The organism is Mangrovimicrobium sediminis, assembly GCF_004745945.1.
Classification (GTDB): domain Bacteria; phylum Pseudomonadota; class Gammaproteobacteria; order Pseudomonadales; family Halieaceae; genus Mangrovimicrobium; species Mangrovimicrobium sediminis.
In genome coordinates, this window is sequence record NZ_SRLE01000013.1 from 149,543 (window position 1) to 171,084 (window position 21,542).

Consider the following 21,542-nt stretch of genomic DNA (forward strand, 5'->3'; position numbering starts at 1 on the left):
ATCCAGTGCGCCTGATGCTCGATTTTTTCCGCGCCTACCCCGGGCACACGGTGTTCATGCTGGTGGCGCTGCTGCTGTCGGGTATCGCCGAGGGTATCGGCCTGTCCACGCTGCTGCCGCTGATCAACGTGGCCCTGGGACAGGATGTGTCGCAGGCGGTGACCGGCGTCGCCACCTCCGGCGCGCAGCGCGACTTCGAGCAGAAGGTGCTGGACGTGCTGGACGCGCTGCATATCGCACCGACCCTGGGCAACATGCTGGCGATCCTCGTCGTTGGCGTCCTGATCAAGAGTATTTTCCTGCTGCTGGCCCAGCGCCAGGTGGGCTACACCGCAGCCCAGGTGGTGACCGACATGCGCCTGGCCATGCTGCGCGCAGTGCTGCGCAGCCGCTGGGAGTACTTCCTGCACCAGCCGGTGGGCAAGTTGACCAATGCGCTTGCCACCGAGGCCCAGCGCTCATCGACAGCCTTCGTCAACGGCGCGACGGCTATCACCTTTTTCATCCAGGCGCTGGTCTACGGCGCCGTGGCCTTTGCCCTGTCCTGGCGCGCCTCGCTGGTGGCGATCGGCGCCGGTGCGCTGGTCATCGGGCTGTCCCATTTCCTGGTGCGCATCACGCGCAAGGCGGGCTCGCGGCAGACCCACCTGCTCGGCGCGCTGATGGCGAACCTGACGGACACCCTGCAGTCGGTCAAGCCGCTCAAGGCCATGGCCCGGGATCACCTGGCGGACCAGGCGCTGTCCGGCGACACCCGCCGGCTGAACCGCGCCCTGCGCAAGCAGGTGCTGAGTGCAGCCGTGCTGGATTCCGCCCACGAGTTGATGTTCACCCTGTTCATCTGCCTCGGTATCTGGGTGGCGCTGGAACGTTTTTCCATGGCGCTGCCCACGGTGATGGTGCTGGTGGTTGCCCTGGGCCGGGCGTTCTCGTTCTTCGGCAAGGTCCAGAAGCAGTACCAGAAACTGGCCCAGGGAGAGAGCGCCTACTGGTCGATGAAATCCGCCATCGCCGAGGCCAGCGCCAACGAGGAAACCCTGAGCGAGGGGGTGACGCCGACCCTGGAGCAGGGCCTGCGCTTCAGCGACGTGAGCTTCGGCTACGACGGCCACAGCGTGTTCCGCTCGCTGGACCTGGAAATCGAGGCGGGATGCCTGACCACCTTGGTCGGCCCCTCCGGCTCGGGCAAGACCACCATCATCGATCTCGCCATCGGCCTGCTGCGCCCGGATAGCGGCAGCATCGCCATCGACGGCGTGCCCCTGCAGGAGATCGACCTGCGCGCCTGGCGCGGCATGATCGGCTACGTGCCGCAGGACACCACCTTGCTGCACGACAGCATCCTGCACAACATCACCCTGGGCGACCCGGAACTGGACGAGGCGCAGGCCGAGTCGGCGCTGCGCGCGGCCGGTGCCTGGGAATTCGTCGAGCGCCTGCCGCAGGGCATGGCCACGGTGGTGGGGGAGCGCGGCGGCAAGCTGTCCGGCGGCCAGCGCCAGCGCATCGTCATCGCCCGCGCGTTGATCAACCGCCCGCGGCTGCTGATCCTCGACGAGGCCACCAGTGCCCTGGACGCCGAGAGCGAGGAAGCGGTGCGCAACACCATGGAATCGCTCAAGGGCAAGTTGACGATTCTCGCCATCTCCCACAACCGCGCCATGGTGCAGGCGGCGGACCGCGTCTACCAGATGAGCGCCGGCGGCGCGCTGGGCCTGGATGCCGAGGCCCGCTCAGGCCTCGCCAAGTAGGCTTCGCACCGCTGCGACCGAGCGTTCGAGGTCGCTTGCCCCCGAATCTGCCCCGCTCGCCGGCGGCGCCTCGTCCAGCCAGTTCACCCTTCCCGACTCGCGCAGCTGCCGGTGTACCTCGGTGATGTCCCGGGTCAGCGGCGCCCAGCCCCAGCGCAGCAGGCCGGCGTAGAGGCTGCCCCCGAGGCGAAAATCGCGATCCACCGGGTGATCGGCGCGCATGCCGCCGAGGTCGAACATCTGCACCGGCACGCCGGTGGCGCAGGCCTCGGAGAGCATGGCGATGCTGTCGCCGGTGACCACGATGCGGTCCGCCCAGGCGAGCATGCCGACATAGGGGTTGGCGGTGTCGCCAGCGCGCCAGCGGTGAAAATGGGCCGGCTGCCGCAATTCGAGTTGCAGCGCCTCGACCGCCGAGGCGCGGGTGCGCGAACTGGTGGTGACCAGCAGCGACCCGCCACTGTCCGCGGCCTGCGCGGAGACCTCGCGTCCCAGGCGCGCCGCCGCCTTCGGCCCCAAAGTGAAGGGGCCGCTGTCGCCGCCGGCCAGCACTGCGATGCGAGGCTGTGGCAGGGCGGCGAATACCGGCTGCCACTCGCTGCGCGCCAGGGCCAGCCGCGCCGCGTCCAGGCTGTGCAGGGTGAGCGGGTTGCGCAGCACGTTGGGCGCCTCGGCCACGCGGTACTGGGGTGTGGTGATGACCAGGTCGAACTGCTCCAGCGGGCCCCAGGGACGGCCGACGTGCACGTAGCGGCTGCGCCCGCCGGACTGCTCGCGAATCCAGCGACAGACCGGCTCGTTGCGCACGCCGCAGCTCACCACCAGGTCCGGCCACGGCGGCCGCAACTGCGCCCGCGAACCCGGCTCGATACCGTCCAGTGTGGCCCGACCCAGCACGTGCGGCATGAACCGCGACGTGCGGTATTCGAGTGTCTTTGTCTCACAGGGGTAGCCCAGCGCGTCGACCAGCGCGCGCACCTGCCCGCGCTCGCCGGCGCGGTAGGCGTCGATCAGCCAAACCACTGGCATTAGCATTGTTCCATCGGTATAGTTCCAGCGTCCCGAATCCGGCCCCGCTCCGGCAGCCCCGGCAAGCCCAGCTCCGGTGAGGCGACTGCAGGGACAGCAGCACTGAACAGCCACCGCACAGGATAGCCACCGCATGACCCAATATCAGGAATATCTTGGTTTTATCTGCAATGTGCTGGAATCATACAACAAGAAGCAGGTCACACTGACGGAAAGCACCGACCTGGTGGCTGATATCGGTCTCACGTCGCTGGAAGTCATGGAGTCGATCGAGCGCATCGAAGACCACTTCGACATCTCCATCCCCCTTAATATATTGCCGGACGTGAACACGGTCGGCGAACTGGCGAGAAAGGTCCACGAGCTGACGCAGTGAACTGATCCCGCCTGCGGCAACGCAGCCAGGTTTTATGCTATTCGATAAATTCCAGTCCATGGTCGACTTCCGCGCAGAACTCGCGGAACGCGGCGTCAAACCCTTCGGTGCCGTTACCGAGGAAATCTACTCCGCCACCGAGGGTCGCGTCGAAGGCCGGGATGTCATCCTCGCCGGCACCAACAACTACCTCGGCCTGTCCTACGACCCGCGCTGCATCGCCGCCTCCCAGGCCGCGGCCCAGCGCTGGGGTACCGGTACCACCGGCTCGCGGGTGGCCAACGGCTCCTTCTCCGAGCACCAGGCGCTGGAGGCGGACATCGCGGATTTCTACGGCGTGGACCACGCCATTGTATTTTCCACCGGCTACGCGGCGACCTCCGGCATGTGCGCGACCCTGGCCGGCCCCGGCGATGTCATCCTGCTGGACGGGGACAGCCATGCCAGCATCTACGCCGGGGTGCGCCTGTCCGGCGCCGAGATCATCCGCTTCAAGCACAACAACCCGGACGATCTGGCCAAACGCCTGCGCCGCCTGGGCGAGCGCGCCGCCGATGCGCTGATCATCGTCGAGGGCATCTACTCCATGCTCGGCGACGTGGCGCCGCTGCAGGAGATCGCCGCCGCCAAGCGCGAGTTCGGCGGCTACCTGTTCGTCGACGAGGCGCACTCCATGGGTGTGCTCGGCGAGACCGGCCGCGGCGCGGCGCAGGCCGCCGGTATTGAGGACGACGTGGATTTCGTCGCCGGTACCTTCAGCAAGAGCCTGGGCGGCATCGGCGGTTTTTGCGTCAGCCCCCACGCGGAACTGCAGGCCATCCGCTTCTGCATCAACGCCTATATCTTCACCGCCTCCTCCGCGCCCTCGGTGATCGCCTCCACCCGCGAGGCGCTGCGCATCATCCGCGCCGAGCCGCAGTTGCGGCAGCGCCTGTGGGACAACGCGAATCGCCTGTATTCCGGGCTCGCCGGCCTCGGCCTGCGCGTCGGTCCTTCCGCCAGCCCGGTGGTGGCGGTGGTGCTCGAGGACCGCGAGCGCACCCTGGCCTGCTGGCAGGCACTGCTCGAGGCGGGCGTCTACGTCAACATGGTGGTGCCGCCGGCCTCGCCGTCGACCTACTGCCTGCTGCGCAACAGCGTCAGCGCCGCGCACACCCCGGAGCAGATCGAGACCATGATCGCCGCCTATGCCGCGCTGCAGGACGCCGGGCTATTGCCCGCGCCTGGCCAGGCCTGAGCGCGGCGCTGCAATTATGGCCGTGCGGTTTGCGCAAATCTCCGATCCCCACCTGAGTTCCCTGGACAGCGTCGACTGGCGCGAACTGCTGAACAAGCGCCTGCTGGGCTACCTCTCCTGGCGGCGCAAACGGCGCCACGAGCACCGCGGTGAAGTGCTCGAGGCGCTGCAACGCGACCTACAAAAGCAGGAGCTGGCGCAACTGCTGGTGACCGGCGACCTGACCCACGTGGGACTGCCGAAGGAGTTCGGCGAGGCTCGCGCCTGGCTGCAGCGCCTTGGGAATCCGGCGGACGTTGCCGTGGTGCCGGGCAACCACGACGCCTATGTGCGCAGCGTGTGGGACAAGACCTTCGCCCAGTGGCGCGAGTATATGCAGTCGGACGAGGCGGGGGCGGCGGAGCAACTGTTTCCCAGCCTGCGGGTGCGCGGGGAACTGGCCTTCATCGGGCTGTCATCGGCGGTGCCCAAGCCGCCCCTGCTGGCCACCGGCACCCTCGGCGAGGAACAACTCGAACGCCTGGCGCAGGTGCTGGCCGAGACCCGCGAGCGTGGCCTGTTCCGGGTGGTCTACCTGCACCACCCGCTGCTGGCCGGCTCCGAGAAGTGGCGCAAGCGCCTGACCGACGCGGCGGGCCTGCGCGCGGTGCTGGCGGAGTGCGGTACGGAGATGGTGCTGCACGGCCACGGCCACCGCGCCACGCTGGGCGAATTGCCGACCCGCCACGGTCCCGCTCCGGTGTTCGCGGTGCCCTCGGCCTCGGCCATGGGCCTGCACGGGGCGGACCACGCGCGCTACAACTGCTATGCGGTGGAGCGCGAGGGCGAGCGCTGGCGCCTGGAAGTCGAATCCCACGCCTACGACTGTCAGCGCGGCGAATTCCTGCCGGAGCGCAGCCGCGCCTTCAGCCTGGCGCGCTGACCCGGCGGCATCTCAGGCGTCGCGGTCCACGGCGTTGGCCAGCGAACCCTTGACCAGCATCAGGTCGGCGATCGAGTCGACATCGATGGCCGCGTTGGCGTAGGGCAGGATCACCGCCCGGATACGCAGTCCCAGGCGCTTGCCCAGCTTGGCCAACGCTTCCTCCAGCGACAGCAAGCCCAGCCGATAGCGAATTACCGAGGGCCAGCCGAGCAGGCCGATGAGCACCAACGGCTTCTTGCGCTGTTGCTCGATCTTGCGCCAGAAACGCGCCGCACGGCGCCCCTCGGGGGTGACGAAGGCAAACAGGTTGCATCCGCAGAAGTCGCCGTCGCTGAAATGCATGACAGTCTTGTGGATACCCGGGTAGGCCTCGGTAACCAGCGCATGGGGCGCCAGGCCGACAGTCAGGTCCACCGGGTCGGTCAGGCTCTGGCGGGCGAAGGCGTCGACGATCTCGGCGGTGAGCAGGGGGTGGTCGGCGGTGGTCAGTAGCACCGGGGCGTCGGCATCCAGGCCTTCCATGGTCTTGTAGGCGCTGGTGCTCGGGGTCGGGCCCGGCTCGCCCCAGCGGATTTCTCCGTCGTCCACCCAGCTTTGCAACTGCGCGTCGCGGGCCACCTCGCTGGCCTCCGGGCCTGAAAGGGTAATCTCGCGCACGGTCTTCGCCTCACGCAGCGCGTTGAGCACGCGGCGCACCATGGGTGTGCCGTCGATGTCGATCATTGCCTTGCTGCCGACCTCGGTGGAGCGGATCAGTGCGTCCGCCTTGCTGCGATCGCCGGCCAGTACGATGGCCGACATCTTGCCTACTGCAAATGTCATGGGGTGTTCATTCCTGTACCAGCGGTTTCTCGTAGACGCGGTAGCGCTTGTACGCCTCCCCGCCGATGGTTTCAATGATGTTGCGCATGCCGTCGTTGTCCTCGAGGATCCAGCCCATTTCGACGTCCTTCACGCCCCGGGCTACCAGGGCCTGGCGCACCGCGTCGATCACCACGAAGGCGAGGGTGGGCCCCAGGCGCAGGTGGTGGAAGCGCTTGCGCACGCCCATCAGGGGCACGCGGGCGGTGCTCGGGTGGCTGACCTTGAGACGCCACAGCAGCTTGGCCCAGCCGAAGGGCAGCAGGCGGCCGCCGAGATCGCGGGCAGCCTCATTGATGTTCGGCAGGGCGACGATAAAGGCCACCGGTTCCCCGTCCAGCTCGGCGATCTGGATATAGTCGTCGGGCATCAGGTGGATGAGCGTACGTACGGTCTCTTCCCACTCTGTCGGCGCCAGGGGCACGAAGCCCCAGTTGTCCTGCCAGGCGTCGTTGAAGATATCCAGCATGACCGCCGCCTCGGCGCTGAGGTCCTTGCGATTGGCGCGGCGTACGCGCACGCGGTCGGAGACCTTCTCGGCCAACCGCGCCATGACCCTGGGGGTCTTGAAATCCGGGTCGATGTGATAGGCCAGCAGGTCCTTGATCGGGCAGTAGCCGCGCGCTTCGATGGCCTCGCCGTACCAGGGGCGGGCGTGGCCCATGAGTACGAAGGGCGGGGTGTCGAAACCGTCGACCAGCAGGCCCAGCTCCTCGTTGATGTGCAGGTTGAACGGTCCGCGCGCGCACTGCATGCCCTCGCTGCGCAGCCAGGCCTCGGCGGCGCCGAACAGGGCATCGACCACTTCCGGGTCCTGTTCGGCCTCGAACATGCCGAAATAACCGGCGCCGTCGCCGTGTTGGGCCAGGTGCAGTTCGTCGATCTGTGCGGTGATGCGGCCCACCGTGCGCTCGCCGCGGCGGGCGATCCAGCCGCGCCAGCGGGCGTGCTCGAAGAAATGGTTCTTGTCGGAGAAGCGCTGGCGCTGCTCGAACTCGAGTGGCGCGATCCACTGCGGATCGTCGGCGTACAGGCGGTGCGGCAGGCGCAGGAACTCGCGCAGACGGCCTTTATCCCCTACATCTTCAAGGGTTATGGTGGCTTTGTCTGGCAGAGTGATATCCCCCCGGCACTGTCGTCCGGCCGCGCAAAAGGGCGCAGTATACCGCCCCCGGCCGCTGTCGGTAATCACCCGGGAGCGGCCTGTGGGCGCTCCGGGGCGCTCCTGTGAAATACTGCCGGTAACCGGCCAGTTGCCGCCCGTTTGGTACTTTTCCCTATCTTATTCAATGCTTTAAGTGCTAGTATTTTTGTGCAATAGAGGTCGTCAAAGGCCCGTCAGACAAAAACTTTTTCAGATTACAGCCTACCGCGTGAGATGTAGGGTCACGTGGCCAGCAGGGTACCAGCCGGACGCCGCGAGCGGACGGAAATGATGCCGATGTTGGCGATTTCGCGTTCTGCGGGACCGAGCGCAGGTCAGGGCTGAGCTGCTTCAGGAGGATTGGTCCTTGTCATCGTGTCAGTCATCGCGTCAGGTTGAAGCTACACCCACTCGTCATACGCTACCGTTTCGCGCCGGGGACTTCGCTACCCTCACCGAAGCGCTGGACTATGCCGCCGGTGGCGAAACCGGGATCAACTTCTACACTGGTCGCGGCGCGATCTACGCCAGCCTGGGTTATGCCGAACTGCGCAGCGAGGCGCTGTTGCTGGCCGACAAACTGCTCGGCCTGGGCCTGAACAAGGGCGATCGCGTTGCGCTGATCGCCGAGACCGACCCCGAATTCATCCGTTTCTTCTGCGCCTGCCAGTACGCCGGCCTTATCCCTGTCGCACTGCCGGCATCGGTAAAACTGGGCGCACACCACACCTACGTGATGCAACTGCGCTCCCTGCTCGAGGCCAGTGACGCCGCCATCGGCGTGGCTTCCGAGGGCTACCTGCCGTTCCTGCAGGAAGCTGGCGCGCCGCTGTCACTGCGCATGGTCGGCGAGCCCGCGCACTTCCACGCCCTGCCGGAGCGCGGCATGCCGCTGCCCGAGATCAGCGCGGACGACATCTCTTACATCCAGTACACCTCCGGCAGCACACGCTTCCCGCGCGGCGTGGTGATCCGTCACCACACCGCCATGGCCAACATCCAGGGCATCTCCCAGGACGGCCTGCAGATCGGCCCCGAGGATCGCCTGATGTCCTGGCTGCCGTTCTACCACGACATGGGCCTGGTGGGCTTTGTCCTGGTGCCGCTGGCCACACAGATTTCCGTCGACTACCTCGACACCCGCGAGTTCGCCGTGCGCCCGCGCCAGTGGCTCACGCTGATGACCAAGACCCGGGCCACCATCTCCTTCGCCCCGAGCTTCGGTTACGACCTGTGTGCCCGCCGTGTGCGCCCCAACAACCTGGAGGAGTACGACCTTTCCAACTGGCGCGTCGCCGGCATCGGCGCCGAGATGATCCGCCCGCAGACGCTGGAACTGTTCGCCGAGATCCTCGCCCCCTGCGGCTTCGACCACCGCGCGTTCACCGCCTGCTATGGCATGGCCGAGTGCACCCTGGGCGTGAGCTTCTCGCCGTTGGGCCGCGGTTTCACCACCCATTACATCGACGCCGATCACCTGGCGGAGAAACACGAGGCTGTGCTGCTGGACGAGAGCGCCCGCGAGGGTCGCGGTCGCGGCCGCCACTTCGTCAACTGCGGCGTACCCCTGCCCAGCTTCGAGGTGCAGATCCGCGACGACGGCCGCATCCTCGGCGACTGGCAGAGCGGCGTGATTTTCCTGCGCGGCCCCAGCGTGATGGAAGGCTATTTCAACATGCCCGCCGAGACCCGCGACGTGCTCGACGCCGACGGCTGGCTGAACACCGGTGACATCGGCTACCTGGCCGATGGCGTGCTGACCATCACCGGTCGCAAGAAAGACATCATCATCATCCACGGCCGCAACATCTGGCCGCAGGACCTCGAGCACATCGCCGAGGCCCAGCCGGAATTCCGCCCGGGCGATGCGGTGGCGTTCTCCGCCCCGGACGAGAGCGGCGAAGAGCACTGCGTGATGCTGGTCCAGTGCCGCGAAACCGATACCGCTGTACGCAGCACCCTGGTGCGCCGCCTGACCGCGCTGCTGCGCATGGAGATGAGCCTCGACTGCTACGTCGAGTTGGTCCCCATTCACTCCCTGCCGCGCACGTCCTCGGGCAAGCTGTCCCGGGCCAAGGCGCGCCTCGACTTCATCGCCGCGCAGGATGCGGAGCGCGACGAGCACTTCGCCGCCGAACTGCGACGCCGGGCGGCCTCAGCCTGATCGCCAGCGGTGACCTGGTGGCGCTGACCGGTGCCACCGGATTCATAGGTACGACTCTTTCCCGTGAGCTGCGCCAGCGCGGCTTGCGCGTGCGCGCACTGGTGCGCGACGCGCGCCGGGCTGACATGCTCGCCGCACAGGGAGTGGAACTGGTCACCGGTGATCTCTCCGACCGCGCAGCCCTGGGCCGCCTGGTCGAGGACGCGGCGGCAGTGGTACACGCCGCCGGTGCCGTGCGCGGCGCCTGCGCGGCGGATTTTGACCGGGTCAACGTGGCGGGCACCGAGGCGGTCTGCGCAGCACTGGCGGCAGCCGCGCCGCAAGCGCGACTCCTGCTGGTCTCCTCCCTGGCTGCGCGCGAGCCGCAGCTGTCCTGGTATGCCCACAGCAAGCGGGCGGCGGAGGAGGTGGTGCACAGCGCGCCGGTGCAGGACTGGGTTATTGTGCGCCCGCCGGCGGTCTACGGGCCGGGCGACCGCGAGATGCTGCCGGTATTCAATGCCATGCGCCGCGGCTGGGCGCCGGTGCCCGGCGCCTGCGAGGCGCGCTTTTCCCTGGTGTACGTCGATGACCTGTGCCGGGCACTCGCCGACTGCCTGGCCAGCCCGGCAGCGGCCGGGGGGACGTTCACGCCCTGTGACGGACATCCCGGTGGCTACGACTGGCGCGAGGCCTGCGCAATTGCCGCCGAGGTCTTCAAACGCCCGGTGCGACCGCTTGTTGTCCCGGCGCCGCTGCTCAACGCGGTGGCCGCTACCAATCTGGGCCTGGCCCGCCTGCGCGGGAGCCTGCCCATGCTGACCCCGCCCAAACTGCGCGAATTGCGCCACACCGACTGGACCGCGGACAACGCCGGGCTGACCGAGGTCACCGGCTGGCGACCGGCGATCGACCTGCGCGCGGGGCTCGAGATACTGTTTGGGGAAGCTGCGTGATGCACCGGACGACTGCCAGCGCGGTTATCATGGCTCCGGCAACTGGCGCGAGGGGAGGGACGCGTGGCTGAGTTCATCATCGGGTATCCATTGCGCAAACTGGCGCGGGCGCGGCCGGGCCTGCAACGCGCACTCTGGCGCCTGGACTACGGCCTGGTGTGGGGCCTGGTGAAGCTGTTTGGCATGCTCCCGATAGACGGGGCCTCCGCTTTCGGCGAGCGGGTGGGGCGCTGGATCGGCCCGCGCCTGGGGCGCAAGAACGAAATATTCCACGCCAACCTGGCCGTGGTTTTCCCGCAGATGGACGAGGCCGGGCGCGAGACCCTGGTGCGCGATGCCTGGGGGCGGGCGGGCCGGGTGCTCGCGGAGTATCCGCACCTGGCCGCCATCCATCGCGATCCTGAGCGCGTTGAGGTGGAAGTGCGGGGCGACATCGAGACCTGTCGTGACCCTTCCCGGCCGGCCGTGTTCGTTGCTGCCCACCTGAGCAACTGGGAAGTCCTCGGGCTGGGCCTGGCGCGGCTGGGCATTCCCATGGCCAGTCTCTACTCGCCGCCCACCAATCCCATGCTCGACCGCATGTTGCGCAATTCGCGCGCGGCCCTGAACAGCGAGCTGGTGCCCCGTGACAACAGTGCCCGGGAACTGATGCGCTGTCTCAAGCAGGGGCGCTCCGTGGGTATGATCATCGACCGCCGGGTCGACGAGGGCAGCCCGATACCGTTCTTCGGGCGCGACAAGTTGACCACCCTGGTGCCAGCGCGACTGGCGCTGAAACACCACTGCGAGCTGGTGCCGATCCGCGTGCAGCGCCGCGAGGGCGCGCGTTTTCGTGTCACTTTCTACCCTCCAGTGTGCCCCGCCGACTCCGCTGCGGACCCGGCCCGGCAGGCACAGGACATGACCCGGCAGGTCCACAAGCTGTTCGAAGAGTGGATTAGTGCCGAACCCAGCGACTGGATGTGCTCGAAACGAATGTGGCCAAAGGTTAAAATAGGGGAGTCGGATGAGTCCGGCGACCCTGCAAACGTCCGCCAGGACAGCCACTGACCCGCCCCTGGCAGGACGCAGACCGACACGAGCCCGGCAGGACCATGACTGACAAGAGCCCGCACCAATCAATCCGCCTGTTCGAGAACGACTTTCTCGAGCGCATGTCCCACGTGCACCCGATCACGCCGCTGCTGGTGTGGGCGCCCGTGGTGGCCTGGCTGCTGTGGCGTTCGGTGGCGGTGCACACCGTGCCCGCAATGTCGCTGGCAGCACTGGCCCTGGCCGGCATGTTTACCTGGACCTTCGTGGAATACGTGTTCCACCGTTTCCTGTTCCACTACCCCGCGCGCTCCAAGGCCGGCAAGTGGCTGGTGTTCCTGTTCCACGGCAACCACCACGACGACCCGATGGACAAGACCCGCCTGGTGTTCCCGCCGGCCGGTGCGATTCCCATCATGGGCCTACTCTACCTGCTGTTTGCGCTGCTGATCCCGGCACCCTGGGTCGAGCCGTTCTTCGCTGGCTTCGTGGTGGGTTACCTGATGTACGACTACATCCACTACGCCACCCACCATTTCCACATGCGCAATCCGGTGGCGAAGTTCCTCAAGCACTACCACCTCAGGCACCACTTCTCGCGCCAGCCGGGCCGTTTCGGCGTGAGTTCGCCGCTGTGGGATATCGTCTTCGGTACCTGGCCGCGCTGAGACTGCGGCCCGATGGCTGAGTACTACCTGGTTCCCAAGCGCCTGGCGCGCCGTGTTCCCGCGCTGGGCCGCATCGCCCAGTGGCTGGAGAGCATCCTGTTCCGCAGCGTATTCTGGCTGGTGCGGCACATCCCCCTGAACCTTGCCTACCGGCTGAGCGGCGGCCTGTTCGCCCTGGCCGGGCCGCACACCAGCAAGGCGAAGAAGGCGCGGGACAATCTCGCCGTGGCGTTCCCGGGGCGCGACGCGAAGTGGTACGAGGACACCACCCGCGGCATCTTCCGCAACCTCGGCCATGCGGCGGTGGAACTGGTGCGCATGGACCAGGTCTGGGAGCGGCGGGCGGAACTGCTGGAATTCGAGATAGCGCCGGAGGCACTGGCCGCGTTGCGCAGCGGGCGTCCCACGATCATGGTCACCGCCCACGTCGGGCCCTGGCAGGCGGTCAACCTGATCGCCCGCGAGTACGGATTGACGGTCAGCACCATCTACGCCCCCGAGTCCAACCGTGCGATGACCGAGATCATGGTCGGTATGCGCCAGTCCTTCGGCGTGGGCTGGATATCCTCGGAGGAGGGGGTGCGACCCCTGTTGCGCGAGTTGCAGGCGGGCCACGGCATCGGTATGGCCATGGATACGCGGCTGGACAGCGGCAAACTGGTGCCGTTTTTCGGTGTCGAGGCGCTCACCAATACCAGCGCCGCGGGCCTCGCCCAGCGCACCGGCGCGGCGCTCATTCCAGTGCGTGCCCAGCGGCTTGCCGACGGCCGCTGCCGGGTCACTACCTATGCGCCGCTGGAGCCGAGCGACGCCGGGGCGGACCCGCGCGAGCAGGTGCTGGACCTCACCGCCCAGATCAACAACTGTTTCGAAAGCTGGATTCGCGACGACCCCGCCGCCTGGATCTGCCTCAAGCGGCGCTGGCCGAAGGCGCACAAGCTCTAGCTCATGGCTTGCACTGGAGCAGGTCGCGGCCCGCTAGAACTGGTCGCGCACGCGAAACAGCAGTTGCACGTCGTCGACGTCGTCACCGGTGGCCAGCGGGAAGGCCAGGTCGACGTGGATCACCCGGCGCTTGTTGGCACGGCTGGAGTTGAGCCGCAGCCCCACACCCACGTCCACCAGGGTGCCGTCGTTGGCGCCGTTGTCTTCGTCGTCGTACCAGGCGCGGCCCACGTCCAGGAACAGCGCGCCGCCCAGCCGGAACAGCCGGAACGGGTGCCAGTCCGAGTAGTAGCGCTCTTCCAGGTTGATCACGAAGCTGCGGTCGCCGACCTGGTAGTTGCGCTCGTAGCCGCGCATGCCGTTGTCGCCGCCGAGCAGTACCTGGCGGTCGTCGGTCAGGCCGTTGGTGAGGTCGACGCGCGCGGCGCTGTAGAAGGTCCAGTTGTGGTGCTGGCGATGAAAATAGCTGGTGTACAGCGTGAACCAGAGGTTTTCGAAATCGCCCTCGTCGGGCGACAGGTAGCCGTTGGCGTAGGCCTGTACGCGCCACATGTTGCCCTCATCGATCCACAGCGTATTGCCGTAGTGAGCGTCCAGTGCCAGCAGGTCGCGGCTCGCGCCAAAGGCCTCGCCGGACCAGCCCAGCGACCAGTGGTAGCGCTCGCCGGTGTAGAAATCCTCGGTGCGCCCGATGTAGTTCATGTTGCGCACCTTGAGGTACTGGTCCTCGATCGACTGGTAGCCCACAAACGGGTAGACGTAGTCGCGGCTCGCGGGCAGCGCCTCGGGCGGGATGTTGCTGTCGCTGTAGTCGAAGTCGTTGGTCTCGTAGTGGACACCCAGGCTCCAGCGCCCCACCCGGTGCCCCTCCTCGGGGTCGTCGGCGAAGGCGCCGAACAGCCGTACACGGTCGTAGCGATGCTCGAACTCGGTAACCTCGTCGCCGCGGAACCAGGTGGCTTCCTCGAGCTTGCCCTGGGTCGCGCTGGTGCCCGCCGACCACGGTTCGTACACCGAGAAAAACGGGCGTTCCACGGCCAGGTTGCGGTAGTAGCCGTCGCTGTTGTCGCTGTACACCGCGTGCATCTGCCAGCGCGAGTTGAATAGCGCCGGGTCGCCGTAGATCAGGCTGTAGCCGCTGCGGTCGGGGTCGTTGTCGTAGAGCAGCCCCACTTGCTTGCCGCTGCCGAGCACGTTGGAATCGGTGATGCCGAGCGTGGCGCTGTTGCCGCCGCCGCTGCGCGACAGGCTGATGGTGGGGTTGAGTGTCCAGATATCCCGCGTAATCACTTCCAGGTCTACCACCTGGCCGCACACGCGGCGCGGGATCACCCGGGCGTCGTAGAGGAAGGGCAGGTCGCGCAGCAGGCGTTCTGACTCGGCCAGCGCGTAGGCGTCGTAGGTGCCGCCCTCGCGCACCAGCAACTGGCTGTGGACCACCGATTCCCAGGTGACCACGTTGAAGCGGTTGGCGAGGTCGTACAGCCAGTTGCGCTCGCGCGGGTCCTCGCTGTTGAACACGTTGTAGCGGATGTATTCGATGTGGCCGACGACGAGGTCGCCCTGCAGCGAGCGGTTAAAGGCCTGCTGTGCATCACTGATGCGGAAATTGAATTTTTCGTCGCCGCTGAGCGGGGGGCCCTCACGGCAGGCGTCTGCGCCAGGCCCGCCCGGCCCGGGTTGGGCCAGTGCGGCGCTGCCGCACAGCGTGAGCGAGCACGCAAGCCACGCCCGGCCAGGGCGATGGCGATTCATACCAGCGCTGGAGAACAAGCAAAGACCCCCGACGATTTCCCGGTTATTCTGGGACAGCGGCGCGCGCCCGGGCAAGGAAATAATGCCGAACGCCGCGTATTCCATTATATTGCTGTGGGCAATGAAGAAGGGTCGGGCAATGAGCGGCGCGCAGTATCTCAACCAGGAAGTGATGGACGGCATCGACACCCGCGAGTTTCGCGGGCAGCGTCCGTATCCCTGGCTGAACCCCCAGTATTTCATCCGCCCGGAGCGCTACCAGGAACTGTTGGATACCCTGCCGGATATTTCGCGCTTCAAGGGCGCCTTCTACGGCACGCGCAAGCACGGCCAGAAGGGCCACGACCGCTACGCGCTGGACTACGAAGACGGCATGGAACTGGCAGCACCCTGGGAGACCTTCATCCAGGAGCTGCGCGCAGACAGCTACCGCAAGTTTGTCTGCCGCCTGCTGGATGTGGGCGACATCCGCTTTCGCTTCCACTGGCACTACACGCCGCAGGGCTGCGAGGTCTCGCCGCACTGCGATTCGCGCGGCAAGCTGGGTTCGCAGATCTTCTACCTGAACTCCGCCAATGACTGGGACCCGGCCTGGGGCGGCGAGACAGTCATACTCGACGACGAGGGCCGCTTTCCCGCCGCCAGCGCCCCTGAGTTTGCGGATTTCACCGCGGAATACGCCGCCCAGACCCAGGATAACCGCAGCCTGTTGTTCGCACGCCAGGGCAATTCCTGGCACGGTGTACACGCGGTGCAGTGCCCCGAGGGGTACTACCGCAAGGTATTTATCGTGGTCTTTGAAGCCTACCGCCCGTTGCGCGCCGCCGCGAAAAAATTCAAGCGTGCGCTGCGCGGCAAGCCGCTGGTGACCGACAAAGAACGGATGATGTACTGACATGCCCGTTGCGAGTCGTGAAGGACAGTAACCGTCCCCCGCTATTGATCCTGGGAGCGCCCCCCCGCGGTGGCAACCACCTGCTGCGCGGTCTGCTGGACGGGCACCCCGAACTGTTGTTGCCCCCGGACGAGGACTACGCGATCCGCCATCTCGCGCGCAGTGCACCGCTGCGTTGGCTTGGGGCGCTGACCTCACCGGCCGGGGCGCCGGCCTTTTACCGGCGCCTGCAGAAGGGCGGGCACCTGGAGCGGGTAAACTCCGATCTCGCCGCCGAGAGTTTCGGCACCGCCGGCTCCCTGGACCTGGAGTGCTACTACGACTACATCCGCAGCCATCACCGCCGCGGTATCGGCGCCGATGAACTGGTCAGGAATCATGTGGAGGGCATGTCGCGCGCCCTCGGTTTCGACGGCTCCGACGCCCGCATGCGCGTTTACTTCTGCGCGTTGCAACCGAGCAATCGCGACCTGATCCGGGTCGGCCGCCTGCTCGCGCGCAGTTACAGCGTGCGCGGCGTGTTCGTGGTGCGCGACCCGCGCGCCCACCTGAGCTCGAAGCTGGTGCGCAATCCCGGACTGGCGCTGGGCCGCTATTGCCGGCGCCAGAATCGCTACGTGGAGGAAATAGACGCCTTTCGCCGTGAATGTGGCCCCGCGGTGTCTGTGCGTTTCGAGGAACTCGTGCTGGACACGGAGGCGGCGATTCGTCGCGTCTGTGAGGTTGCCGGTATCGCCTTCAGCGAGGACCTGCTCGACTACACCCAGGGCGGGAAACCCAGTCGCAGCAATTCCTCCTTCGCCGCCCGCGACGGTATCGACAGCGCGGCGGTCACCCGCTACCGGGAAATGCTGCCCGCCGAGATTTCCGACTACGTGGAGCGCCACTGCCGCGTGGAACTGCTGTGGCGCGGCAGCCTGGAGAACGCCAGCGGCTGAGGCCCGTTATCCACGGCTCAGTGCCCGCGGCGCGCCTCCATGCGCTGCAGCAGGGTGCGCATCACCTGGCGATACAGGTCCATGCCCAGGTACTTGTCCTCGACGCCGCTGTCGATGCTGGGATTGTCGTTGACCTCGATGACGAAACCGCGACCATCTTTTTCCTTCACATCCACACCGTAGAAGCCATCACCGATCGGCCGGGTGGCCGCCAGCGCCGCCTCCAGTACCGCCGGCGGTACGTCGCTGATCGGCATGGTGTCGAAGCCGCCGGAGTCGGTGCGCGGGCCGTGGCGGTAGATCTGCCAGTGCTTCTTGACCATGTAGTAGCGGCAGGCGTAGAGCGGCTTGCGGTCGAGCACGCCGATACGCCAGTCGAAGTCCGTGTACAGGAACTCCTGGGCGAGCAGCAGCGTGGATTCGCTGAACAGCCTGGTGCAGATGGCGTGCAGTTCCTCGCGATTGTTGGCTTTTTCCACGCCGCGGGAGAAGGCGCCATCGGGGATCTTCACCACCAGGGGGTAACCGAAATCCCGCTCCAGTTGTTCCAGTTGATCCTTCCGCCCGCGATGCAGCACCACGGTGCGCGGCGCCGGGACCTTGTGGATGCGGAACAGGTCGGCGAGATAGACCTTGTTGGTGCAGCGCAGGATGGACTTGCTGTCGTCGATGACCACCAGGCCCTCGCTCTCCGCCTTGCGCGCGAAACGGAAGGTGTAGTGGTCGATGTTGGTCGTGGTGCGAATGAACAGCCCGTCGAATTCCGGCAGGCGCAGGTAGTCGCGCTGGGTAATGATCTGGCAGGCGATACCCAGTTCGCGGCCGGCGCGGATAAACCGCTTCAGGGCGCTGGCATCCGAGGGCGGCAGTGCCTCCGCCGGGTCGCAAAGAATGGCCAGGTCGTAGCGCGCGTGGATTTTCTCTCGCTTGCGCCGCCACTGCTTGCGCGAGAAATCCTCCAGCGTCCAGCTGAACAGGTCGCGCTCCGCCGGCTCGAGTTCGCGTGGCGAGAGGGCGCGCAGGCCGGTGATCTCCCACTGCTTCTTGTGGGTGAGCGAGATCTCCAGCAGCGGGCAGGGAAAGATTTCGAACAGGCGCCGGGCCAGGGCGTCGTGGGCCTGGTCCAGGGCGCGGCCGAAGAAAAAGCGCAGTTGCAGGGTGGTCCCGGACCCCGCTTCGCTGCCCAGGTTGTCCAGCGCCACGCCGAGGTCGCTGACGTGGATGCGGTACAGCGAGCGCCGGGTGAGATCGCTCAGGGTCTGCAGGGAGGGCGTGACCTTGTGTCCCCGCGCCTCGGCGAGCAGGGAGCAGTAATAACCCTCGGAGAGATAGCCGAACTTGCGGCACAGGTTGACGATACGCGGTCGTGTCGCCCCCTGCGGGTAGTTGCCGGTCACGTACTCGGAGAAAGTGATGACCTGCCCCGAGGTTGGACTGTCCGGCCAGTCCTTGCGATCGTGAACCACTACGAGGGTTTTTGACACGCGGGCTTGTCCTGGAGGGTTGAAAACTGCCGGAAGTATTTGCCAGCCGACTCTGGCAGTCAATTGCCGGCACAGCTATATTCGCGCCAATCTTACCGTTATTAATTCCGGGCGCGACGCCCTGCAGGCGGCAGCGTATCCAGCATGAGCGATTCCATCCGCAAGGCCGAAGCCGGCGATCTCGACAGGCTGCTCGAGCTGGAGCAGGCCTGCTTCAGTACCGATCGCCTCAGTCGCCGCAGTTTTCGCCGCTGGTTGCGCCACGAGCACTGCGTGTTCCTGGTGGCGGTGGACAGAAAGGCGCAGGTGCAGGGCTATGCACTGGCGGTGCTGCGCCAGGGCACGCGTCTGGCCCGGCTGTACTCCGTCGCCGTCGATCCCGCGCAGCGCGGGCGCGGCCTTGCCGCCGAACTGATTGCCGCCGCCGAGCGCGGTGCGCGCGCGGCAGGGGCGTTGTATATGCGCCTGGAAGTTGCCACCGGCAACCAGGCGGCGATCAAGCTCTACAAGCGCATGGGTTATCGCCGTTTCGGCCTGTACCGGGATTATTACGACGATCACGGCGACGCGCTGCGCATGGAAAAAATTGTCCATGCTTACGAGGAAGGGCAGAGCCGGATTATCCCCTGGTTCCCGCAAAGTACCGCGTTCACCTGCGGACCCGCCTCGCTGATGATGGCGATGGCCGCGCTCGACAAGGCCTATGTGCCTGGACACATGGACGAGATCCAGATCTGGCGTGAGGCCACTACTATTTTCATGACCTCAGGCCATGGCGGCTGCCACCCCATCGGCCTGGCCCTGGCCGCTTCGCGCCGGGGTTTTTCCGCCAGCGTGCGGGTGAACCAGCATGGCCCGCTGTTTCTGGAGGGGGTGCGCGACCCCAACAAGAAACGGGTGATGTCCCTGGTGCACGACAGCTTCGTCGCGCAGGCGGCGCAGTGTGGTGTGGATATCGATTACGGCAATGTCGAGCAACAGGCGCTGATTGATGCATTCAACACGGGCGCCAGCCTGCTGGTACTGATCTCCACCTACCGGCTCGACAAGAAAAAGGCGCCGCACTGGGTGGTGGTCAGCGGTAGTGACGAGCGCTGCCTGTTCGTGCAGGATCCGGGGTATGAGATTGATATCGCCACCGAGCCCGCCGACGCGGGCCTGCTCGCCATGGATTACCAGCATATTCCCATCGCCCGCGAGGACTTCGCCGCCATGAGCCGCTTCGGCGCCAGTCGCCTGCAGGCGGCGGTGGTGCTGCGGCGGGAGGCGCGCGCGTGAGCGGCCCCTCGCCCCAGTACCTCGCCCAGGTACGTGAGCTCTCCGACCGCGTGGTCGAGGCGCAGCGCCCGATCCGCGTGCTCGACTCGATCAAGTGGCACCGCGACCTGCGCGAGGCGTTCTTCGCCAGCGGTTGCCGCGAACTGCCGCGGGTCGACGTGGACTACTACCGCGAACGCAACCCGCTGGATTTCGATACCGCCGCCAAGCGCGGGGAGTTTCGCGAGATCGAACGCGACATCGCCCGCCTGCTCGGCCAGCTCAACCCGGTGTCCGTGCTGATGCGGCGTATCTGCCGCGAATACCGCACAGTGGTCGACCTGCTGGAGGCGCGCGGCACGCCGGAGTTCGGCCTGGTCTCCCGCGACCTGTACGGTTCCGCCTCCGATGTGTTTCACGCCGGCGACCCGACCCTGGCGGACCTCGGCACCGCCATGGAGGACACCCTGGTCAACCTGCTGCGCCACGACAGCATGGCGGAGGAGGAGAAAACTATCACCGCGGAACAGGCGGTGGAGATGCTCAACGAGCGCCTGCTGGCGGTGTTTCCCGACGCCGGGATCCGCGTGCTGCTCAACGACCAGATGACCGCCGACGCCGCCGCCGGCTCGGACTACCTGAAGATTCGCAGCGACGCCCGCTTCAACCAGCTGGACATCGACGTGCTCGAGGTGCACGAGGGCTGGGTGCACCTGGGCACGACTTTGAACGGCAGCACCCAACCCTACTGCACCTTCCTCGGCAAGGGGCCACCCTCGTCGACCACCACCCAGGAAGGGCTGGCGGTGCTGACCGAAATCCTCACCCTGCGCTCGAGTCCCGCGCGCCTGTACAAACTGGTCAACCGGGTGCGCGCGGTGACCCTGGCGGAGGAGGGCGCGAATTTCGTCGAGGTCTTCGACTACCTGTGCACCAACAACCTTTCGCCCCAGGAAAGCTATTCGATTACCACCCGCGTATTCCGCGGCAGCACCGCCGATGGCCGCCCCTTCACCAAGGACCTGGCCTACATGCGCGGTTTCGTGCAGACCTTCAACTTCCTGCGCCTGGCGATGAGCGAGGGCAAGCTGGACAGCCTGCCGTTGCTGTTCCTGGGCAAGGTCACGCTGGAAGACCTCAAGCTCTACCGCCTGCTGCTGGACGAGGGTGTGGTCACACCGCCGCGCTTTCTGCCGCCGCACTTCGCGCAGATGAAAGGCCTGGCGACCTGGATGAGCTTCTCGCGCTTTATCGCCTCGCTCAACTTCGACCAGTTGCAGGCTGACTACAGCGGTCTGCTCTAGGGGGCGGGGCGCCGCACTGCGGCGATACCGCGCAGTGGCATCAGCAGCTGTCTGTCCAAGCGCATGTCCTTCGCAGCGCGCCAGTACTCCAGGCCGAGTTCCATCTGCGCCTGCTCTGCGTAGGGTCGGCTCCGTGCGGTGCCGAACAGGTAGTCGAACCAGGGCAGCATGGTGCCGTAGTTGCTGTTGGTGTAGTGCGGGTCGGAGCAGTGGTGAATGCGGTGGTAGTCGGGTGTCAGCACAAACCAGCGCAGCACCCGGTCCAGGCCTTCCGGCAGGCGCACATTGGCGTGACTGAATACGGTGATGGCCACGGCGAACAAGCGGTACAGCGCCGCCGCCAGCGGTGTCACGCCCAGCAGCACCACCACCGGTACGACCAGCGGCAGCAGTATCAGTGGCTCCACGGGGTGGTGGCGATAGCTGGTGGAGACATCGAACCCGGTGTCCGCGTGGTGCACGGCGTGCACCGGCCACAGACAGCGAATTTTATGGAATCCCACATGGGCGCAGTAGCCGAGGAATTCGGAGACCAGCAGTAGCAGCCCGAAACCCACGAGTGGCTGCTGCGCGACTTCCGGGGGCAGTAGTGCGAGGTCCTGGAGCTCCGGCATTCCCGCCAGCCAGACGACCAGCCAGGTGCCGGCTACCGCATTGGCGTACCAGGCCAGGGCGGCGAGGCCGAAGTTGTTGGCCCAGCGCGCGCCCAGCTCTCCTCCGGCATCACGTCGCGGCGCCAGCGACTCCAGCAGCATGAACAGGGCGAAGGTGATCGCGGTGAAAATATAGATGGTCTGCGAATTGATCGTCATCGCGGATTCCCGGCATCGGCAGGCGGGAGT

At 66.5% G+C, this 21,542-nt stretch carries 19 protein-coding genes; 13 read left to right on the forward strand and 6 right to left on the reverse strand.

Features of this window, described 5'->3' with window-relative positions; translation table 11 throughout:
* The first annotated feature begins 14 nt into the window (after positions 1-14).
* The gene (locus E4634_RS18325) at positions 15-1,751 is read left to right on the forward strand and encodes an ABC transporter ATP-binding protein (protein WP_240725248.1); all 1,737 of its coding nucleotides are present in this window, start codon (positions 15-17) and stop codon (positions 1,749-1,751) included.
* Here E4634_RS18325 and E4634_RS18330 read toward each other — a convergent pair.
* Entirely contained in the window at positions 1,734-2,780 is a 1,047-nt protein-coding gene (locus tag E4634_RS18330) for a mitochondrial fission ELM1 family protein (protein ID WP_206046942.1), read from the reverse strand. The two genes, E4634_RS18325 and E4634_RS18330, sit on opposite strands and share 18 nt — an antisense overlap.
* A gap of 133 nt (positions 2,781-2,913) precedes the next feature.
* On the opposite strand from E4634_RS18330, the gene E4634_RS18335 reads away from it, so the two are divergent.
* The 3 genes from E4634_RS18335 to E4634_RS18345 are packed head-to-tail and all read left to right on the forward strand — an operon-like array spanning position 2,914 to position 5,315.
* Positions 2,914-3,156 (forward strand): acyl carrier protein, encoded by a 243-nt coding sequence (locus E4634_RS18335; protein ID WP_135446116.1) that lies wholly within the window; start codon positions 2,914-2,916, stop codon positions 3,154-3,156.
* A 34-nt stretch (positions 3,157-3,190) separates the two neighbouring features.
* A complete protein-coding gene (spt, locus tag E4634_RS18340; protein WP_135446117.1) occupies positions 3,191-4,393 on the forward strand; it encodes a serine palmitoyltransferase in 1,203 nt (400 codons plus the stop codon).
* Between the two features lie 22 nt (positions 4,394-4,415).
* Complete coding sequence (locus E4634_RS18345; RefSeq protein WP_167854978.1) at positions 4,416-5,315, forward strand: metallophosphoesterase family protein; 900 nt, start codon at positions 4,416-4,418, stop codon at positions 5,313-5,315.
* A 12-nt stretch (positions 5,316-5,327) separates the two neighbouring features.
* On the opposite strand, the gene E4634_RS18350 is transcribed toward E4634_RS18345, so the two are convergent.
* Positions 5,328-6,140 (reverse strand): nucleotidyltransferase family protein, encoded by an 813-nt coding sequence (locus E4634_RS18350; protein ID WP_135446119.1) that lies wholly within the window; start codon positions 6,138-6,140, stop codon positions 5,328-5,330.
* Positions 6,141-6,147: 7 nt separating this feature from the next.
* Entirely contained in the window at positions 6,148-7,371 is a 1,224-nt protein-coding gene (locus E4634_RS18355) for a GNAT family N-acetyltransferase (protein ID WP_206046943.1), read from the reverse strand.
* A 319-nt stretch (positions 7,372-7,690) separates the two neighbouring features.
* On the opposite strand from E4634_RS18355, the gene E4634_RS18360 reads away from it, so the two are divergent.
* The 5 genes from E4634_RS18360 to E4634_RS18380 all read left to right on the forward strand — a co-directional run bounded on the left by E4634_RS18360 (position 7,691) and on the right by E4634_RS18380 (position 13,067).
* Positions 7,691-9,487, forward strand: coding sequence for a fatty acyl-AMP ligase (locus E4634_RS18360; RefSeq protein ID WP_135446120.1), 1,797 nt, complete (start codon positions 7,691-7,693; stop codon positions 9,485-9,487).
* Positions 9,488-9,504: 17 nt separating this feature from the next.
* Positions 9,505-10,422, forward strand: coding sequence for an NAD-dependent epimerase/dehydratase family protein (locus E4634_RS18365; RefSeq protein ID WP_206046944.1), 918 nt, complete (start codon positions 9,505-9,507; stop codon positions 10,420-10,422).
* Positions 10,423-10,485: 63 nt separating this feature from the next.
* On the forward strand, positions 10,486-11,472 hold the full coding sequence (locus E4634_RS18370) for a lysophospholipid acyltransferase family protein (RefSeq protein WP_135446121.1): 987 nt from the start codon (positions 10,486-10,488) through the stop codon (positions 11,470-11,472).
* Between the two features lie 44 nt (positions 11,473-11,516).
* Entirely contained in the window at positions 11,517-12,122 is a 606-nt protein-coding gene (locus tag E4634_RS18375) for a sterol desaturase family protein (protein WP_167854979.1), read from the forward strand.
* Between the two features lie 12 nt (positions 12,123-12,134).
* Positions 12,135-13,067 (forward strand): lysophospholipid acyltransferase family protein, encoded by a 933-nt coding sequence (locus E4634_RS18380; protein WP_135446122.1) that lies wholly within the window; start codon positions 12,135-12,137, stop codon positions 13,065-13,067.
* 33 nt (positions 13,068-13,100) lie between these two features.
* On the opposite strand, the gene E4634_RS18385 is transcribed toward E4634_RS18380, so the two are convergent.
* Positions 13,101-14,822 (reverse strand): ShlB/FhaC/HecB family hemolysin secretion/activation protein, encoded by a 1,722-nt coding sequence (locus tag E4634_RS18385; protein WP_135446123.1) that lies wholly within the window; start codon positions 14,820-14,822, stop codon positions 13,101-13,103.
* Between the two features lie 139 nt (positions 14,823-14,961).
* Between E4634_RS18385 and E4634_RS18390 the strand changes: the two genes are divergently transcribed.
* Together E4634_RS18390 and E4634_RS18395 are read left to right on the forward strand one after the other, a co-directional pair.
* On the forward strand, positions 14,962-15,717 hold the full coding sequence (locus E4634_RS18390) for a 2OG-Fe(II) oxygenase (RefSeq protein ID WP_135446124.1): 756 nt from the start codon (positions 14,962-14,964) through the stop codon (positions 15,715-15,717).
* 17 nt (positions 15,718-15,734) lie between these two features.
* Complete coding sequence (locus tag E4634_RS18395) at positions 15,735-16,655, forward strand: sulfotransferase (protein ID WP_167854980.1); 921 nt, start codon at positions 15,735-15,737, stop codon at positions 16,653-16,655.
* 17 nt (positions 16,656-16,672) lie between these two features.
* Here the strand turns inward: E4634_RS18395 and E4634_RS18400 are convergent, their stop codons facing one another.
* On the reverse strand, positions 16,673-18,139 hold the full coding sequence (locus tag E4634_RS18400; RefSeq protein WP_135446126.1) for a RimK family ATP-grasp domain-containing protein: 1,467 nt from the start codon (positions 18,137-18,139) through the stop codon (positions 16,673-16,675).
* Positions 18,140-18,283: 144 nt separating this feature from the next.
* Here E4634_RS18400 and E4634_RS18405 point away from each other — a divergent pair, with 144 nt between their 5' ends.
* Together E4634_RS18405 and E4634_RS18410 are read left to right on the forward strand one after the other, a co-directional pair.
* The gene (locus E4634_RS18405; RefSeq protein WP_135446127.1) at positions 18,284-19,417 is read left to right on the forward strand and encodes a peptidase C39 family protein; all 1,134 of its coding nucleotides are present in this window, start codon (positions 18,284-18,286) and stop codon (positions 19,415-19,417) included.
* A complete protein-coding gene (locus E4634_RS18410; protein ID WP_135446128.1) occupies positions 19,414-20,700 on the forward strand; it encodes a flavohemoglobin expression-modulating QEGLA motif protein in 1,287 nt (428 codons plus the stop codon). The genes E4634_RS18405 and E4634_RS18410 overlap by 4 nt, the downstream gene beginning before the upstream one ends.
* Here E4634_RS18410 and E4634_RS18415 read toward each other — a convergent pair.
* Positions 20,697-21,512: a sterol desaturase family protein gene (locus tag E4634_RS18415; RefSeq protein WP_135446129.1), complete on the reverse strand. Its 816-nt coding sequence runs from the start codon at positions 21,510-21,512 to the stop codon at positions 20,697-20,699. The two genes, E4634_RS18410 and E4634_RS18415, sit on opposite strands and share 4 nt — an antisense overlap.
* Positions 21,513-21,542 lie beyond the last annotated feature (30 nt).

What these genes read in the sequence shown, in the direction of transcription:
- E4634_RS18405 (WP_135446127.1), top strand. Translation starts at nt 18,284, where the DNA reads ATGAGCGATTCCATCCGCAAGGCCGAAGCCGGCGATCTCGACAGGCTG.
- E4634_RS18385 (WP_135446123.1), bottom strand. Translation starts at nt 14,822, where the DNA reads ATGAATCGCCATCGCCCTGGCCGGGCGTGGCTTGCGTGCTCGCTCACG.
- E4634_RS18390 (WP_135446124.1), top strand. Translation starts at nt 14,962, where the DNA reads ATGAGCGGCGCGCAGTATCTCAACCAGGAAGTGATGGACGGCATCGAC.
- E4634_RS18380 (WP_135446122.1), top strand. Translation starts at nt 12,135, where the DNA reads ATGGCTGAGTACTACCTGGTTCCCAAGCGCCTGGCGCGCCGTGTTCCC.
- E4634_RS18325 (WP_240725248.1), top strand. Translation starts at nt 15, where the DNA reads ATGCTCGATTTTTTCCGCGCCTACCCCGGGCACACGGTGTTCATGCTG.
- E4634_RS18335 (WP_135446116.1), top strand. Translation starts at nt 2,914, where the DNA reads ATGACCCAATATCAGGAATATCTTGGTTTTATCTGCAATGTGCTGGAA.
- E4634_RS18330 (WP_206046942.1), bottom strand. Translation starts at nt 2,780, where the DNA reads ATGCCAGTGGTTTGGCTGATCGACGCCTACCGCGCCGGCGAGCGCGGG.
- E4634_RS18350 (WP_135446119.1), bottom strand. Translation starts at nt 6,140, where the DNA reads ATGACATTTGCAGTAGGCAAGATGTCGGCCATCGTACTGGCCGGCGAT.
- spt (WP_135446117.1), top strand. Translation starts at nt 3,191, where the DNA reads ATGCTATTCGATAAATTCCAGTCCATGGTCGACTTCCGCGCAGAACTC.
- E4634_RS18375 (WP_167854979.1), top strand. Translation starts at nt 11,517, where the DNA reads ATGACTGACAAGAGCCCGCACCAATCAATCCGCCTGTTCGAGAACGAC.
- E4634_RS18415 (WP_135446129.1), bottom strand. Translation starts at nt 21,512, where the DNA reads ATGACGATCAATTCGCAGACCATCTATATTTTCACCGCGATCACCTTC.